At 43.7% G+C, this 17832-nt stretch carries 14 protein-coding genes; 12 read left to right on the forward strand and 2 right to left on the reverse strand.

Annotated features, from left to right (window positions below):
- The 7 genes from DW182_RS10575 to DW182_RS10605 all read left to right on the forward strand — a co-directional run bounded on the left by DW182_RS10575 (nucleotide 1) and on the right by DW182_RS10605 (nucleotide 7039).
- Nucleotides 1-1146 carry a sugar MFS transporter gene (locus tag DW182_RS10575; protein ID WP_118295491.1) on the forward strand — a complete coding sequence of 382 codons (1146 nt, stop codon included), beginning with the start codon at nucleotides 1-3 and terminating at the stop codon, nucleotides 1144-1146.
- A gap of 35 nt (nucleotides 1147-1181) precedes the next feature.
- A complete protein-coding gene (locus DW182_RS10580; protein ID WP_007666871.1) occupies nucleotides 1182-1943 on the forward strand; it encodes a sugar isomerase domain-containing protein in 762 nt (253 codons plus the stop codon).
- 162 nt (nucleotides 1944-2105) lie between these two features.
- A complete protein-coding gene (locus tag DW182_RS10585; RefSeq protein WP_115502642.1) occupies nucleotides 2106-2417 on the forward strand; it encodes a type II toxin-antitoxin system RelE/ParE family toxin in 312 nt (103 codons plus the stop codon).
- Nucleotides 2418-2421: 4 nt separating this feature from the next.
- Nucleotides 2422-2730, forward strand: a complete 309-nt coding sequence (locus DW182_RS10590) for a HigA family addiction module antitoxin (RefSeq protein ID WP_115502643.1) — start codon at nucleotides 2422-2424, stop codon at nucleotides 2728-2730.
- Nucleotides 2731-2783: 53 nt separating this feature from the next.
- On the forward strand, nucleotides 2784-4997 hold the full coding sequence (locus tag DW182_RS10595; RefSeq protein WP_118295492.1) for a S9 family peptidase: 2214 nt from the start codon (nucleotides 2784-2786) through the stop codon (nucleotides 4995-4997).
- Nucleotides 4994-5863, forward strand: a complete 870-nt coding sequence (gene lipA, locus DW182_RS10600; RefSeq protein ID WP_118295493.1) for a lipoyl synthase — start codon at nucleotides 4994-4996, stop codon at nucleotides 5861-5863. Before DW182_RS10595 ends, lipA begins: the two co-directional genes overlap by 4 nt.
- Before the next feature lie 57 nt (nucleotides 5864-5920).
- On the forward strand, nucleotides 5921-7039 hold the full coding sequence (locus DW182_RS10605; RefSeq protein WP_007666877.1) for a hypothetical protein: 1119 nt from the start codon (nucleotides 5921-5923) through the stop codon (nucleotides 7037-7039).
- Here DW182_RS10605 and DW182_RS10610 read toward each other — a convergent pair.
- Together DW182_RS10610 and DW182_RS10615 are read right to left on the reverse strand one after the other, a co-directional pair.
- Entirely contained in the window at nucleotides 7005-7709 is a 705-nt protein-coding gene (locus DW182_RS10610; protein WP_021968060.1) for an SAM-dependent methyltransferase, read from the reverse strand. The two genes, DW182_RS10605 and DW182_RS10610, sit on opposite strands and share 35 nt — an antisense overlap.
- Before the next feature lie 121 nt (nucleotides 7710-7830).
- Nucleotides 7831-8688, reverse strand: coding sequence for an enoyl-ACP reductase (locus tag DW182_RS10615; RefSeq protein WP_007666880.1), 858 nt, complete (start codon nucleotides 8686-8688; stop codon nucleotides 7831-7833).
- A 513-nt stretch (nucleotides 8689-9201) separates the two neighbouring features.
- On the opposite strand from DW182_RS10615, the gene DW182_RS10620 reads away from it, so the two are divergent.
- The 5 genes from DW182_RS10620 (at nucleotide 9202) to DW182_RS10640 (ending at nucleotide 17712) form a co-directional block, all read left to right on the forward strand.
- Nucleotides 9202-10806 carry a glycoside hydrolase family 28 protein gene (locus DW182_RS10620; RefSeq protein ID WP_118295494.1) on the forward strand — a complete coding sequence of 535 codons (1605 nt, stop codon included), beginning with the start codon at nucleotides 9202-9204 and terminating at the stop codon, nucleotides 10804-10806.
- Nucleotides 10807-11008: 202 nt separating this feature from the next.
- Nucleotides 11009-12232, forward strand: coding sequence for a DUF4861 domain-containing protein (locus tag DW182_RS10625; protein ID WP_118295495.1), 1224 nt, complete (start codon nucleotides 11009-11011; stop codon nucleotides 12230-12232).
- A gap of 16 nt (nucleotides 12233-12248) precedes the next feature.
- A complete protein-coding gene (locus tag DW182_RS10630; RefSeq protein WP_118295496.1) occupies nucleotides 12249-13928 on the forward strand; it encodes a glycoside hydrolase 43 family protein in 1680 nt (559 codons plus the stop codon).
- A 398-nt stretch (nucleotides 13929-14326) separates the two neighbouring features.
- A complete protein-coding gene (locus DW182_RS10635) occupies nucleotides 14327-14980 on the forward strand; it encodes an HAD family hydrolase (RefSeq protein ID WP_118295497.1) in 654 nt (217 codons plus the stop codon).
- A gap of 248 nt (nucleotides 14981-15228) precedes the next feature.
- Nucleotides 15229-17712 carry a glycoside hydrolase N-terminal domain-containing protein gene (locus DW182_RS10640; protein WP_118295498.1) on the forward strand — a complete coding sequence of 828 codons (2484 nt, stop codon included), beginning with the start codon at nucleotides 15229-15231 and terminating at the stop codon, nucleotides 17710-17712.
- Nucleotides 17713-17832: the final 120 nt, after the last annotated feature.

The following is a 17832-nucleotide window of genomic DNA, read 5'->3' on the forward strand; positions in this document are numbered from 1 at the left end:
ATGAGTAGTTACAACAAGAATCTGGTATTCACAGCTGCGTGCATCGGCATGTGCTTCTTTGGCATTTCGATGATCACTTTGGGGGCGGTACTACCATCCCTCACTACCAAACTGACTCTGGACAATCTCCAGGCAACTGCACTGGTGACGTTCCTGCCTCTCGGCCTACTGGGAGGTTCCCTGCTTTTCGGTCCTATTGTAGACCGCTTTGGCCATAAAGCACTACTGCTACTCAGTTGTCTAATTGTGCTGTTCGGACTGGAAGGAATTGCTTTCTTCACAAGTATTCCGCTATTACAGGTCTCTATTATAGGAATCGGATTGGGAGGTGGTATCCTGAATGGTGAAACCAATGCTTTGGTAGCAGATATCTCCGACGAAGCAGAAAAAGGCTCGCGTCTCAGCCTGCTCGGAGCGTTCTATGGCATCGGTGCATTGGGTATTCCCGTACTGTTAAGCTTCCTGGCTGAATACTATTCTTTTGAAATCATCCTGCAAGGTACAGGTATGATCATGCTGATTGGCATTTTGTTCTGCCTTGGCATCCGCTTCCCCGCCCCGAAACAACCGCAAGGATTCCCTATTAAGGAAGGATTGGGACTATTAAAGGAAAGTAGTTTATTATTGCTTAGCTTCATCCTCTTTTTCCAAAGTGGCATTGAAGGAGTTTGTAACAACTGGACTACCCTTTATTTGGGACAAACCACCGGCATCCCCGAAAACCGGGCACTTATAGCGCTGACTTGCATGGTAGCCGGATTGACCGTTGCCCGCCTGTTACTGGTAGTCCTTTTCAAGAAGATTAAGCAAGAGACAGTTCTGCGAACCAGTTTGATTACTGCTGTAGCAGGCTTTGCACTCTTGACATTCGCACCCGGTTTTGCACGTGCTGCCATAGGTATGGCACTTATCGGGGCAGGGCTGGCATCCACTTTCCCGGTCATACTCAGCATTATCGGCAGTCGTTATGCCTCCTTATCGGGAACGGCATTCAGTGTAGCCCTTGTTATCGCTCTTATCGGACAGACACTACTGAACAGCCTCACCGGAATTATCTCACAGGGATACGGCATCGTTGTATACCCGTATATGATGATAGTTTCACTGCTGATTATGCTTCTATTGTTTAAACGTTCACTCAAATAAAAGAAATTATTTACCCCCTAAAAAAACAGAAAATTATGTTAGCACTTGAATGGTTAAAAAACGCGCATGGCATCATGGAAAAACTGGAAGCCACGCAATTGGAGAATATCAAAAAGGCAGCCACCGTTATGGCAGATTCTATCGAAGCCGGTCGTTGGGTACACACGTTCGGATGTGGCCATGCCACTATCCCTGTTGAGGAAATGTATCCGCGTATCGGTAGTTTCGTCGGTTTCCACCCGCTGTGCGAACTCCCGCTGACATTCTTTACACAAATCATCGGCCAGATGGGTATCCACCAATTCCTGTTCCTGGAAAGAGCTGAAGGATACGGACAGGAAATTATGAAGAACTATGATTTCGACGCTAAAGATTGCATTTGGATATTTTCTCACACAGGTATCAACGCAGTAAATATCGACATCGCATTGGAAGCCAAGAAACGTGGCATGAAAGTAATTGTTTACGGCTCGGCAGGAGAAACAGGTGACAAAGCAAGCCGCCATTCCAGCGGTAAGAACCTGTTCCAGCTTGCTGATATTGTAGTAGATTCCTGCGTGCCCTTAGTAGACGCTTCCGTGCCTCTGAAGAATCATTTCGATAAAGTAGGTCCGTTGTCAACCCTGAGTTTCGTTACCATGGTATGGATGACTATCACCACAGTTGCCGAGATTCTGGCAGATCGCGGTGTGCATCTGTATATCCATCCGTCTCACAACGTTCCGGGAGACACGACAGCCCACGAACGACTAGATGCTGCTATTGCCGAATATCAGAAGAAAGTAAAAATCCTCTAACCAATAGAAAATTCAATCATTATCTATGAGTGACGGTAGCCCGTTTCAGCTTTGCCCCCACAAAGCTGGACGGGCTTTTCTTTATGAATAAAATGAAAAAAGATTCACTAAATGAGTGAATATATCAAAATAGGATTATCTTTGTAGCATAAATGTTAGACAATGGTTATTGAATACGATAAAGACTATCTGCGTGAGCTTTATGAAGATGGCAAATGCAAAAACAAAAAACATCGCTTTGATACATCTGTAATAAAGAAATACCAGAAACGTATAGATACCTTAATGGGAGCAACAAGAATTGAGGACTTATTTGTCTTCAACTCATTGAATTTTGAGGCACTGAGTGGTAAGGACAGTTTTTCCATACGCATAGACTATCATTACCGACTGGAATTCAAAGTAAAGCAAGAAGGAAATGAGACTGTTTTAACCATATGTACCGTATTGGATATAACCAATCATTATCAATAGAATTATGGATACAATAAAGAGAATACCAACTCATCCGGGAGATGTTTTGAAAGAAGAATTAGAATGCCGTAAAATTTCCCAAAAGAAATTTTCAGAAGTTTTAGGAGTATCCTATACTATGCTCAATGAGATACTGAATGGGAAACGTCCCGTAACCAGTGACTTTGCTTTAATGGTGGAAGCTGCTTTGGATATTAATGCGGAACTACTCGTTAATATGCAAACTCGTTATAACATGGCTGTTGCTCGTAAAGAAAGCGCACTGGCCAACAGGTTGCACGAAATACGCAAGATGTGCGCCACCTTATTATAGTCTTTCTTTTATTTATCTCTATATTTGCCCTCTAAAGAAATCAAAACCCAATTATGAAACAGATAAGTATTGCAATTCTTCTTTGCCTCTGCACATTGGCAAGTTTCGCACAAAGCGGCCAGGCACTTGATTTAAAAGACATTGTATCGGGGAAATTCCGCGCAGAAAACATTTACGGAGTCATTCCCATTCCCGGAGACGGAGAACATTATTCACAGATGAATCCGGAAGGAACACAGATTATCAAATACTCTTTCAAAACAGGCAAACCGGTGGAAGTACTGTTTGATGCTGCCACTGCCCGTGAATGTACATTCAAGACATTCGATAGTTATAGTTTCTCACCGGATGGCACCAAATTACTTATTGCAACAGAAACGACACCAATCTATCGCCATTCTTATACAGCTGTACATTATATATACAGTCTGAAACGGAATATCAACGGAGAAATCAATAACATTGTAGAAAAGCTCTCAGACGGTGGTCCGCAGCAGGTGCCGGTATTCTCACCGGACGGCACCATGGTTGCCTTCGTGCGGGATAACAACATTTATCTGGTCAAATTCCTGTATGGTAACAGCGAAAGTCAGGTGACAGAGGATGGTAAACGTAATGCCGTATTGAATGGTATCCCCGATTGGGTATATGAAGAAGAGTTCTCCTTCAACCGTGCACTGGAATTCAGTGCCGACAGCAAGATGATTGCTTATATTCGTTTTGATGAGACAGAGGTGCCCTCTTACAGTTTTCCCGTCTTTGCAGGAAGCAATCCTCATATCACAGCTTTCGAAAAGTATCCGGGAGATTACACCTATAAATATCCAAAGACCGGAGAAGCTAACTCTAAAGTGTCTGTACATACGTTTGATATCAAATCGAAAGTGACACGTAAAATGCAGGTACCGATGGATGCCGATGGATATATTCCGCGCATCCGCTTTACACATGATCCTAACAAATTGGCTATTATAACGCTGAACCGCCACCAGAACCGCCTTGATATGTACTTTGGTGACCCACGTTCCACTGTTTGCAAACAAGTGCTGCGCGACGAAAGCGATGCTTATATAAAGGAAGCCGTATTTGATAATATCATCTTCTATCCGGAGAATTTCAGTTTTGTAAGCGAAAAGAGTGGTTACAATCATCTATATTGGTATAGCATGGGGGGCAACCTGCTTAAGCAAGTTACTGCCGGAAACTATGAAGTGAAAGATTTCTTAGGCTGGGATGCCGACGATGACAGCTTCTACTTCACCAGTAATGAAGAAAGTCCCCTGCGGAAAGCTGTATACAAGATAGACCGTAAAGGGAAAAAGACCAAATTGTCTGCACAACCCGGTATCAATACTGCCCAGTTCAGTACGAATATGAAGTACTATATGAATCGTTACTCTAATCTGAGTACTCCCACTGTCATTACTCTAAACGACAATACCGGTAAGGTGCTGAGTACACTCGTTACCAATGATAATCTGAAAAAGACCCTGGCACAATACAACGTACCTCAAAAGGAATTCTTTACCTTCCAGACTCAAGACGGAGTAACTTTGAACGGCTGGATGATGAAACCTACGGATTTCTCCGCATCCAAGAAATATCCTGTATTGCTGTATCAATACAGCGGTCCCGGTTCACAACAAGTGCTCGACACATGGAGTATCAGTTGGGAAACCTATATGGCAAGCCGCGGCTTTATCGTGGTCTGTGTAGACGGACGCGGTACAGGCGGACGTGGTGCAGACTTCGAAAAATGCACTTACCTGAACCTGGGCGTGAAGGAAGCAAAAGACCAGGTGGCAACAGCCCAGTATATGGGTAGCCAATCCTATGTAGACAAGAGCCGCATCGGCATCTGGGGATGGAGCTATGGTGGATACATGACCATCATGAGTATGAGTGAAGGTACTCCCGTATTCAAAGCCGGAGTTGCCGTAGCAGCTGTTACCGATTGGAATTATTACGATACGATATACGGAGAACGTTTCATGCGTACTCCCAAAGAGAATGCCGAAGGCTATAAAAGTTCCTCCGCTTTCACTCGTGCCAATCAGTTGAACGGAAACCTTTTGCTGGTACATGGTATGGCTGATGACAATGTTCATTTCCAGAACTGTGCAGAATACGCAGAACATCTGGTACAACTGAACAAACAGTTCGACATGCAGGTGTATACCAACCGTAACCATGGTATCTATGGTGGAAACACCCGCTATCATCTGTATACGAAGCTGACGAATTTCTTTGAAAGAGAGCTGAAATGAAAGATAGAGTACGTAAGCCCGAATGGCTCAAGATAAGCATTGGAGCCAACGAACGTTATACGGAAACCAAACGTATCGTTGACTCCCACTGCCTGCACACCATTTGCAGCAGCGGACGTTGCCCCAATATGGGCGAATGCTGGGGAAAAGGAACCGCCACCTTCATGATAGGAGGTGATATCTGTACCCGTTGCTGTAAATTTTGTAACACACAAACAGGCAGACCTTTGCCATTGGATCCGAATGAGCCTACTCATGTGGCTGAATCCATAGCATTGATGAAATTATCTCATGCAGTCATCACTTCCGTAGACCGGGACGATTTGCCTGATCTCGGAGCTGCACATTGGGCTCGTACCATTCAGGAAATCAAACGCCTCAACCCAGAGACGACAGTAGAAGTACTGATCCCCGATTTCCAAGGAAGAAAAGAATTGGTAGCTCAAGTTATTGAAGCCCGTCCGGAAATCATCTCCCACAACATGGAGACTGTAAAACGCATCAGTCCCCTGGTTCGTAGTGCTGCCCGTTATGAAACAAGTCTGGAAGTTATACGCCAGGTAGCTGCAAGCGGAACAACTACCAAATCGGGTATTATGGTAGGACTGGGAGAGACACCGGAAGAAGTGGAAGAGTTGATGGATGACTTGCGCCAGGCAGGCTGCCAGATACTGACTATCGGCCAATACCTGCAACCCTCGCATAAGCATTATCCTGTGGCAGAATACGTTACTCCTACACAATTCGTTTCGTATAAAGAGCAAGGACTCGCTAAAGGTTTCGACCAGGTGGAGAGTGCACCGCTGGTGCGTTCTTCTTATCATGCCGAGAAACAAATTCGGTTCTATAAAAAAGGAACAGAATAAAAACTAATTGCTCTACTTATTTGTTATGTATGAAGTAACGGCAAAATAAAGTTAGCAATGTCTAAAAAAGGAGTTCTATCATCTAAATTTAATATGTCTTTGGGATTTATTCCTGTTATCGTATCCATTGTATTATGCGAATTTACGACCCAGGACATTTCCATCTACATCGGTGCAGGTGTTGGAGTCCTCTATAGCCTATATACAATGTGGGGTAAAGGGGCCAAGATTCCAAACTTTCTGCTTTACTGTACTACAGGAATGCTCCTGCTATTAACTTTTACGACCCTATTATTTGGCGATTGCAGTTCGCATGAAATGCTACCACTGACATTGGAAATCAGTGCTCTGATACCGATAGTTGTCATCTTCCTGAATAGAAAAAGATTTCTCGCCCACCAGATTTCCCAATCAAAGAAATGCTGCAAACAACTTTTTGCACAAGGGGCAGAATCTGCTATCGTTTCTACAAGGGTAACAATAATCATTGCTTTCCTCCATTTCTTTGCCATTTTCATCGCAATTTTACTACCAGGTCCCTTGAGCGAAACATCCCGTGATGTCTTGTTCCGCTATTGCCCACCTGCTGTATTCCTGCTAAGCATATTGTTCAACCAGTTCGGTATTCTGTATTTCAACATTATGATGGAGCATACAGCCTTTGTTCCTATTGTGAATACCAAAGGAGATGTAATCGGCAGAAGTCTGGCAGTGGATGCCATTAACCAGAAGAATGAATATATCAACCCGGTGATCCGTATCGCCGTTTCCCACAATGGTATGTTGTATCTCCGTCCAAGATCTCAGCGTTGTATGCTGGATGCCGGGAAAGTAGATATACCGTTGGAATGTTATCTTTTATATGGAGAAACTTTGGAGCAAGCCATTGTGCGGCTCGTTAAACAATCGTTTCCGCAAGCCCCTATACAGGATTTGCAGTTTAATATCATGTATCATTTTGAGAATAAAGTAACCAATCGTCTGATCTATCTTTTCCTTATTGAAATAGAAGACGAGAATCTTTTGCGGGACAAACAAACCAGAGATGGAAAGCTATGGACCTTCCAGCAAATAGAACACAATTTAGACAAGAACTTTTTCAGTTGTTGCTTCGAGAACGAATACGAACACCTGAAAGATGTTATTTATACAAGAGAAAAATACAAGGAATTTTAGAAAGATCAGGTACTTTACCTTGCCACTCTTTTACAGTCTTGGTTTTGATATACTCTCCCTCACACGTAATATTTGCAGCAATACAGAGTTTGGTTTGCGGTCGACAGTTACTCAGGATATCTTCTACCATTTTATTATTGCGATAAGGAGTTTCAATAAAAAGTTGGGTTTGCTGTTCAGCATAGACCCGTTGTTCCAGAGTCTTTAGTTTTTTAGCACGTTCGCCCGGTTCAATAGGAAGGTAACCATGGAAAGCAAAACTTTGTCCATTAAAGCCTGACCCCATCACAGACATGATTATGGAAGAAGGGCCCACCAAAGGAACCACCTTTAAATTCTTTCGCTGTGCAATCGCTACTACATCCGCTCCCGGATCAGCCACAGCCGGACAACCAGCCTCAGAAATCACTCCCATGGACTGCCCTGCTACCAATGGTTTCAAGTAACCGGAAATATCTTCAGGCGAAGTATGTTTATTCAACGGATAAAAAGTTAACGCATCAATATCTATTTCCCGATCCACTTTCTTCAGAAAACGACGCGCAGAGCGCACATCCTCCACTATGAAATGACGAATACCTAAAATAATTTCCTTATTATAAGAAGGCAATACCGTTTCAATCGGCGTATCACCTAAAGTAACAGGTAAAAGATAAAGAGCAGTTTCCACGTTGATAAATGATTAATTATTAGTGATAAATGATAAAAACGAATGATGAGTGATTAACTTCCCTACAACATCATGCTGTATAGTCACTAATCACTCATCACTAACCGTTAATCATTATATATTAACCGTATATAATATTCCCATTCTCATCCATATATTCATCCAGCCCTTTTTCATAAGTAGCCATAGCACGCAAACTCATTCCGACGCTGGAGAAACCACCATCATGGAACAGGTTCTGCATAGTTACCTTACGAGTCAAGTCAGAGAACATTACGATGCAATAGTCAGCACATTCGTCTGCCGATGCATTACCCAGTGGGGACATACGGTTGGCAAAGTCGAACAGCTTGTCCATACCTTTCACACCGGAACCGGCAGTTGTCATCGTAGGAGACTGTGAAATGGTATTGACGCGTACATTATGTTCACGACCATAGATATAACCAAAACTACGCGCAATAGACTCTAACAATGCTTTTGCATCAGCCATATCGTTGTATCCGTAGAAAGTACGTTGTGCAGCCACATAACTCAATGCAAGGATTGAACCATAATCGGCAATTGCATTCAGTTTTTTAGCCGCTTGTATCATCTTATGGAAAGATACGGCAGAAATATCAAGAGTCTTACCCAGCATATCATAATCCAGGTCATCATATGTGCGTTTCTTACGAACGTTCGGAGACATACCGATAGAGTGAAGTACAAAATCAATTGGACCGCCCAATACTTCCATGGAGCGTTTGAATACATTTTCCAAATCTTCTACGCTGGTTGCGTCAGCAGGGATAACTTCACATTGCAATTTATCTGCCAGTGCAGAAACTTCGCCCATGCGAACTGCTACCGGAGTGTTTGACAAGGTGATTATTGCACCCTCTTCTACAGCTTTTTCAGCTACTTTCCAGGCAATGGACTGCTCATTCAGAGCACCGAAAATAATGCCTCTTTTTCCTTTCAACAAATTGTAACTCATACCTATAATATTAAAGTTTGCGAGGTTTCAGCAAGCAAGTCAACAAGGTATTACTTCTATGTACCTTTCCCCGTCGACTTGTATCTTATCACCTCGTTTACTGTTTTTGAGGCCGCAAAGATAGTGCAAATTGAACGCATAGCAAAATAAGCTTGCTTATTTTTGCTATGCTGAAATGCCGCCTATCTTATTTAAAGATATGAACTTTCTGCATAAAAACCCCGAAAGTGTACAAAGAAAAGGCCAAAACCACAAAAAATCCACCTAAACCAACAAATTGTGCACATGGTTTCAGCTAAAGCCCGATACATTTGCAAACGGTAATTAAGAGGTTTTTTCATAATATTTATTTAAGGTTAGAATTAGGTTAACTTATTATTTCTTTCGCAAACCACTCGGGAGAGCCGTTTGCGGGAGGATAATAAAAATGAAAAGTTGGAAGTTGAAGAAACCTGTTAATCCGCAATGAATAACTTATAAAGAATAACTTATAACTAAAATATAGTATCACAGATGAACACATTTGTCAAAAAACTATTGGTGCTAACAGCGCTATCCTTTCCGTTATTACCTGTACAGAATACGGTAAACGCCCAAAACGGAAATTATATAGATGAAAGTATCTATGAGAATTTACCTTTCGATATGCCGAAAGTGGAACAACCCGCTTTTCCGGATTATACAGTCAACATTATAGACTTTGGAGCGAAAGGAGATGGTATCGTATTGAATACCAAGGCCATCAACGATGCTATCAAAGCGGTAAATGCAAAAGGCGGTGGTAAGGTAGTTATCCCCGGAGGTTTATGGCTGACCGGTCCTATCGAACTGTTGAGCAATGTCAATCTGTATACGGAAATGAATGCTCTGATACTATTTACTGATGATTTTGAAGCCTATCCTATTATTGAAACTTCTTTCGAAGGATTAAATACACGTCGTTGTCAATCTCCTATTTCCGCCTGGAATGCAGAAAACATAGCCATTACAGGAAATGGTGTATTCGATGGTTCTGGTGATAGCTGGCGCCCGGTAAAGAAGGGTAAACTAACTTCCAGTCAATGGAATAGCTTGGTTAATTCGGGTGGAGTAGTCGATGAAGCAGGTAGTATCTGGTACCCTACTGCAGGTGCACTAAAAGGCGCTATGGCTACCAAGGACTTCAATAATCCCGAAGGCATTGAAACGGATGAAGAATGGAATGAGATTCGTCCATGGTTGCGTCCGGTATTATTGAATATAGTTAAGAGCAAAAGGGTATTATTGGAAGGTGTTACTTTCAAAAACTCCCCCAGCTGGTGTCTGCATCCACTATCCTGCGAACATATCACAATCCATAATGTGAAGGTCTTCAATCCCTGGTATTCCCAGAACGGAGATGCATTGGACTTGGAATCATGCAAGAATGCATTGATTATCAACAATATCTTTGATGCCGGTGACGATGCTATTTGTATCAAGTCAGGAAAAGACGAAGACGGTCGTAAACGTGGCGAGCCTTGCCAGAACGTGATTGTTAAAAACAATACCGTATTACATGGTCATGGCGGTTTCGTCGTAGGAAGTGAAATGTCCGGTGGTGTAAAGAATGTCTATGTAACTGACTGTACATTTCTCGGCACAGACGTAGGTTTGCGCTTCAAGAGTACTCGTGGACGCGGTGGTGTAGTGGAAGGCATTTACATCCACAATATCAATATGATTGACATTCCTCACGAAGCATTGCTGTTCGATCTTTTCTATGGTGGTAAAGGTGCGGGCGAAGAATCAGAAGAAGAACTGGAAGGAAGAATGAAATCATCTATTCCAACTGTAACAGAAGAGACTCCCGCTTTCCGTAATATTCACATTACGAATGTTACCTGTAAAGGTGCCGGACGTGCCATGTTCTTCAATGGTCTGCCTGAAATGCCTATCCGCAATGTATATGTGAAGGACGTTGTAGTTACAGACGCCAAACAAGGTATCGTCATCAGTCAGGCAGAAAACGTATCTATTGAAAATGTAAAGATAGAAACTAAAGGTACACCCTTGCAGGTACAGAAAGCCAAAGGCCTGAAAGTAAACGGAAAGACATACAATAACTCTGCGGCTAAAGTTCTGAATATAGATTTATAAATAGACATGCTTTTCAGATATAAACTAATTTCGCCAACGGATAAATAGTAATGCAATCACCATTTCCTTGCCTTTGGTATATAGAGGAATTATACAAAACCAATCATTCCCCCAAAGCCAGCAGTATTTATATCAAAATAAAAAAGGAATTACGCGAGGTTTGCACTAATTTTGTAGCAAATTAGTTATATACTTAAAAACCATGAAGAAGAAAATCTTTACAGCATTGCTATTATTGTGTACTCTCTCGGTAGCTGCAGAGGCACAAGAGACAAAAAAGAGTTTTACAGTGGAAGTAAGCAACACCTGGAACAAGGCAAAAGCAGACGAACCGGTAGTAATCAAACTGAGTGAAATCAATCCTCAATTTCGTGTACGCTCGGCTGTTGTCATGAACGGTAATGAAGAAATCCCCTCGCAACTGGATGACCTGAACGGCGACCGCCGTCCGGATGAACTGGCATTCCTCGTCGACCTGCCTGCCAAAGGTAAAAAGACGCTGACCATTACCTTGTCTTCCGCCAAAAGCGACAAGACTTATCCGACCCGCGTATATGCAGAAATGCTGGTCAGCGACAAAAGAGGGAAACATGTACCTGTGCAGTCGGTAACCATTCCGGGCACCAGCAACATTTACAACCAGATGCACCACCACGGTCCGGCTTTCGAATCCGAACTGGTGGCATACCGTCTGTATTTCGACCACAAACAGACTGTTGACATCTATGGTAAATTCAACAAAGGTTTTGAAATCAAAGAATCACAATTCTACCCAACCGACGAACAACTGGCACGCGGCTTTGGTGATGATGTTCTCATGGTAGGAGGCAGTTGTGGTGTAGGTGCACTAAAAGGTTGGGACGGCAAAAAAGCTACCCATATCACCCCCGTTGCCACACTCACTGAGCGTATCATCGCCTATGGTCCGGTGCGCACGATCTCCGAAATCGAAGTAGCCGACTGGCTATATCAGGGGTCGGAACTGAATATGACGAACCGTTATACCCTTTACGGCGGACACCGCGATGTATTTGTAGAAACATTCTTCGAAGAACCATTGAAGGACGAAGTCTTCTGTACAGGTGTGATAGATATCAAAGGCTCCGTATCTTACTCCGACCACAAAGGTCTGATAGGTTGCTGGGGAACTGACTGGCCAGTGAATGACACCGTAAAGTATGCCAAAGAAACCGTAGGCCTGGCCACATACATCCCTCAGAAATATGTAAAAGATGAAGTGAAAGATAAAGTTAATTATCTGTACACCATCGGTGCCAAAGACAACAAATACTTCACCCACAATATCACATTCACTTCCATGAAAGAAACCTTCGGTTATAAAACTCCCGAAGCATGGTTCGCCTATATCCGCGAATGGAAAGAAGAACTGGAACATCCGGCAGTGGTGAAGGTGATAAACAACTAATAACTAAAAACGTATCATGAAAGCAAGAAAGACCCTAATGAGTCTCTGTCTGTTGCTCGCCTTGCCATTGGCGGCACAGCAAAAGAACTATGTTTCCGAAGTATGGGTAGCCGACCAAGGAAACGGTAAGTACAAGAACCCGGTACTCTATGCAGACTATTCTGACCCGGATGCCTGCCGTGTAGGAGATGATTTCTACATGACATCTTCCAGTTTCAACTGTCTACCCGGACTTCAGATACTTCACTCCAAAGATTTGGTGAACTGGAGTATCATTGGTGCTGCCGTACCCTATGCACTGCCACCTATTGAAACTCCCGAACGTCCCGAACACGGTAACCGCGTATGGGCGCCTGCTATCCGTCATCACAACGGGGAGTTTTACATCTTCTGGGGAGACCCCGATCAGGGTGCTTTCATGGTGAAAGCCAAAGACCCGAAAGGTCCGTGGACCGAGCCTGTGCTGGTAAAGCCGGGAAAAGGTATCATCGACACTTGCCCATTCTGGGACGAGGACGGTAAAGTATACATGGTACACGCTTATGCAGGCAGCCGTGCCGAATTGAAAAGCGTGATAACCATCTGCGAACTGAATGCCGAAGCAACTAAAGCCATTACCCCGTCGCGCATTGTATTCGACGGTCATGAAGCACACCAGACTTGCGAAGGTCCAAAGTTCTACAAACGTAACGGATATTATTATATCTTCCATCCGGCAGGCGGCGTACCCACAGGCTGGCAGGTAGTACTGCGTTCCAAAAACGTATACGGCCCGTACGAATGGAAAACAGTGCTGGCACAAGGTGATAGCCCTGTCAACGGTCCCCACCAGGGTGCATGGGTAGATACTCCGACCGGAGAAGACTGGTTCCTGCACTTCCAGGATGTAGGTGCTTATGGCCGCTTGGTACATCTGCAACCGATGAAATGGGTAAATGACTGGCCTGTAATCGGCATGGATAAAGACGGTGACGGTTGTGGTGAACCTGTAATGACTTACAAGAAGCCGAATGTAGGTAAGACATATCCTATCTGTACTCCGCAGGAAAGTGACGAATTTGATGGATACACTTTGTCACCACAGTGGCAATGGCATGCCAATATCAATGAGAAATGGGCATATTATGCCGGTGATCAAAGCATGGTCCGTCTTTATTCTTACCCCGTTGTAAAGGAATACAAGAACCTGTTTGATGTAGCCAATCTGCTATTACAAAAAGCTCCTGCACCTAATCTCACCGCTACTATGAAGCTGACCTTCAAACCGGTAGAGAAATATAAAGGTGAACGTACCGGACTGGTAGTAATGGGTATGGATTACGCCGGATTGATCCTTGAGAATACGGATAAAGGTCTGGTACTCTCGCAAGTATCCTGCCTGAAGGCTGACAAGGGTACACCGGAAGAAGTAAACGGTACAGTAGACCTGACTGATAACACAATTTACCTGAAAGTAAAATTCACCAGCGACGGCAAAAAGATTTCCAAGAGCGAAGGTGGACACGACTTGTTGGTAATGTGTGACTTCAGTTACAGCCTCGACGGTAAGAAATACCAGTCACTTGGCAAACCGTTCCAGGCAAGAGAAGGCAAATGGATCGGTGTTAAGGTAGGTACATTCTGTACACGTCCGGCAATTACGACCAATGATGGCGGCTGGTCGGATGTAGACTGGTTCCGTATCACAAAGAAATAATAATCGGCTCTTTAGCTAATCAATCTATTCCTCCTTATTGAAACTCTGTTTTCAGTAAGGAGGAATTTTCATTTCCACTCTGTTTTACATTCACCGCAATCTATACCACAATACTTATACAGCTAATTATCAGAGACTTGCATTTACATTCTATTTACCACATAATGTAACGGCTTTTACCGCAGGATGTAACGGCTTTTACTCCGGGATGTAACGCTCTTTACCTCGGGATGTAACGACCTTTACCTCAATATGTAAATGGAGTTACCGTGTGGGGTTAACAAAGTTATACTGTAAGGTAACCTAAGTTCCCCTGCAGGGTTACCGTCTTTTGATCTGTATCAACAGGTTGTTTGAACGAAATGTCGTATCTTTGTGTTCATTAAAGAAAAAGAAGTATGAAGAAATTAGTAATATTCGATTTAGACGGAACCCTACTAAACACCATCGCCGATTTGGCACAAAGTACAAACCATGCATTAACAGCATTAGGATACCCCACCCACAAAGAAGAAGAGTACAACTTTATGGTTGGCAACGGCATCAATAAGCTGTTTGAACGCGCTTTGCCCGAAGGTGAGAAAACGGAAGAGAATGTTTTGCGTGTACGGAAAGAATTTGTCCCTTATTACGACCAGCATAATGCCGACAAGAGTCGTCCTTACCCCGGCATTACGGAACTTTTGGACGAACTGCAAGCCAAAGGTTTGCAAGTGGCCGTTGCTTCAAACAAGTACCAAGCGGCTACCGAAAAACTTATTGCCCACTATTTCCCCAATATCCGCTTTACCGCTGTATTTGGCCAACGTGAAGGTGTCAATGTGAAACCTGACCCTACTGTGGTATATGATATCCTGAAAATAGCACAGATTTCCCAAAAAGATGTTCTCTACGTAGGAGATTCCGGTGTGGATATGCAGACTGCCATTCATGCGGAAGTGACTTCCTGCGGTGTAACCTGGGGATTCCGCCCGCGTGCCGAACTGGAAACTTTCCACCCGAATTATATTATAAATAAGGCTGAAGAGGTTTTGGAAATAGTTTTTAGATAAGAGGGGAGCTATATTCGTTTCTTATGGGGTATGAATAAAGTGTGATAGAGTGGTAGGGTGATAAGGTGATAGCGGGATAAGACTCTTTGATATATAGCGCAGCTACTTTATCACCTTACCACCTTATCACTCTTTTATTCCTTCCTAATTGGTATTACGTCATTTTTACTCCTTTTTACCCAATTATTACCCCTCAGAATGCCTTAAACTGCCTAACATTGCAATCGAAATACCAAAAATGAAAAACAATGATAAAGAAATGGTTATTAGCATGCTTCACAGTTGTTTGTGCCGGAACTAATTTACAAGCACAACAGGAAGATCAAACCCTCAAATTATGGTACGACAAACCCGCCACGCAATGGGTGGAAGCTCTGCCATTAGGTAACGGACGTATAGGCACCATGGTTTTCGGCGACCCGGTACACGAACAGTTCCAGTTGAACGAAGAAACCGTATGGGGCGGTTCTCCCCACAACAATACCAACCCCAAAGCCAAAGATGCCCTGCCTCGTATCCGCCAGCTCATCTTCGAAGGTAAGAACAAAGAAGCACAGGAGCTTTGCGGTCCTACCATTTGCTCGCAATCAGCCAATGGAATGCCTTATCAGACCGTAGGATCACTGCATCTGGACTTCGACGGTATCAATGAATACAATGACTATTACCGCGATCTAGATCTAGAAAAGGCAATTGCTACTACTCGCTTCACAGCCAATGGTGTGACTTATACTCGAGAAGCCTACACCTCCTTCCCCGATCAGGTATTAGTGATCCGGCTGACGGCTTCACAAAAGAAAAGCATCTCATTCACAGCCAAATATAGTACTCCTTATAAAAGTAGCGTGATACGTTGCATCTCCCCCCGCAAGGAATTGCAATTGAATGGAAAAGCCAACGACCATGAAGGTATTGAAGGAAAAGTAGAATTTACCGCACTTACCCGTATAGAAAATAATGGTGGAAAGTTGGAAATACTATCAGACAGCACTCTACAGGTAAAAGACGCAAACAGTGTTATACTGTATGTTTCCATCGGAACCAACTTCGTGAATTATAAAGACGTTTCGGGTGATGCCCTCAATAGCGCACAACAGTACCTGAAACTGGTTAATAAGAACTACCCAAAGAGTAAGGCTTCACATATCAATGCATATCAGAAATACTTCAACCGTGTATCTCTGAATTTGGGAAGTAATGCTCAGATCAATAAGCCGACGGATGTACGTGTAAAAGAGTTCAGTAGTAGTTTCGATCCACAGATGGCTGCCTTGTACTTCCAATTCGGACGTTACCTCTTAATATGCAGTTCTCAACCGGGTGGGCAGGCTGCCAATCTGCAAGGTATCTGGAACTACCAACTGCGTGCTCCTTGGGATGGCAAGTATACCACTGACATCAACGTTGAAATGAACTATTGGCCAGCCGAAAGCACTTCTCTGCCCGAAATGCACGAACCTTTCCTGCAATTAGTAAAAGAAGTAGCCATACAAGGACGTGAAAGCGCAGCCATGTACGGCTGTCGCGGCTGGACATTACATCACAACACAGACATTTGGCGTAGTACAGGTGCTGTCGATGGATCCAGTTATGGCGTATGGCCTACCTGCAATGCCTGGTTCTGCCAGCATCTTTGGGATCGGTATCTATTCTCCGGTGATAAGAACTACCTCTCCGAAGCATATCCTTTGATGCGTGGTGCCTGTGAGTTCTATCTCGACTTTTTGGTACGCGAACCGGAGAACAATTGGTTAGTAGTTGCTCCCTCCTATTCTCCTGAAAATAGTCCTGCAGTAAATGGACAACGCACATTTGTCGTTGTTGCCGGCACCACTATGGACAACCAAATGGTTTACGATCTTTTCTACAACACCATTTCCGCAGCCAAACTAATGAACGAAACAACCGCTTTCACCGACAGCCTGCAGACTGTTGTCAACAATTTAGCACCGATGCAAGTAGGCCGTTGGGGGCAGTTACAGGAGTGGATGCACGACTGGGATAACCCCAAAGATCGTCACCGTCATATTTCTCACCTCTGGGGACTGTATCCAGGACGCCAGATCAGCGCCTACCATTCCCCTGTCCTGTTTGAAGCTGCCAAGAAGTCTTTGATTGGACGTGGTGACCATTCTACGGGCTGGTCGATGGGATGGAAAGTTTGCTTATGGGCTCGTCTGCTGGATGGTAACCATGCTTATAAACTGATTACAGACCAACTTCACCCCACCACTGACGAAAAGGGGCAAAATGGAGGCACCTATCCAAACCTGTTCGATGCCCACCCGCCTTTCCAAATTGATGGTAACTTTGGCTGTGCTGCCGGTATTGCCGAAATGTTAGTTCAGAGCCATGACGGTGCCATCCATCTTCTTCCTGCTTTGCCCGACGTATGGAAAGAAGGAACTCTGAAAGGTATCCGTTGCCGTGGTGGATTTACTGTGAATGAAATGAAGTGGGAAAACGGTAAGTTACAAACCGCCGTTATAGCCTCCAATATTGGTGGTACACTCCGTATCCGCACTCAGACTCCCTTGTATTTGAATGGGGAAAAATTGAACCCAACTACGCAAAAAGTGTCCGACAACCCGCTTTTGCAACCACAGGGCATCCGCAAGCCATTAATTGCCGCTAATGCTCCAATTTGCATACCGGAATATGCACAGACTTACGTCTATGATATTGAAACAAGTGCAGGCAAAGAGTACATCCTAACATCAAAAGAGCAATAAAATAAATAGTTATTAAAAACATGGAGACAACGACTTAAGTGAGCCGTTCATATGTTAAAGTGTCAAGAGGGGAACAATAAATTCCCCTCTTTTCTGTTATATAACATCATATAGGTTATT

It is taken from the genome of Bacteroides sp. AM16-24 (genome assembly GCF_003471885.1).
GTDB lineage: Bacteria > Bacteroidota > Bacteroidia > Bacteroidales > Bacteroidaceae > Bacteroides.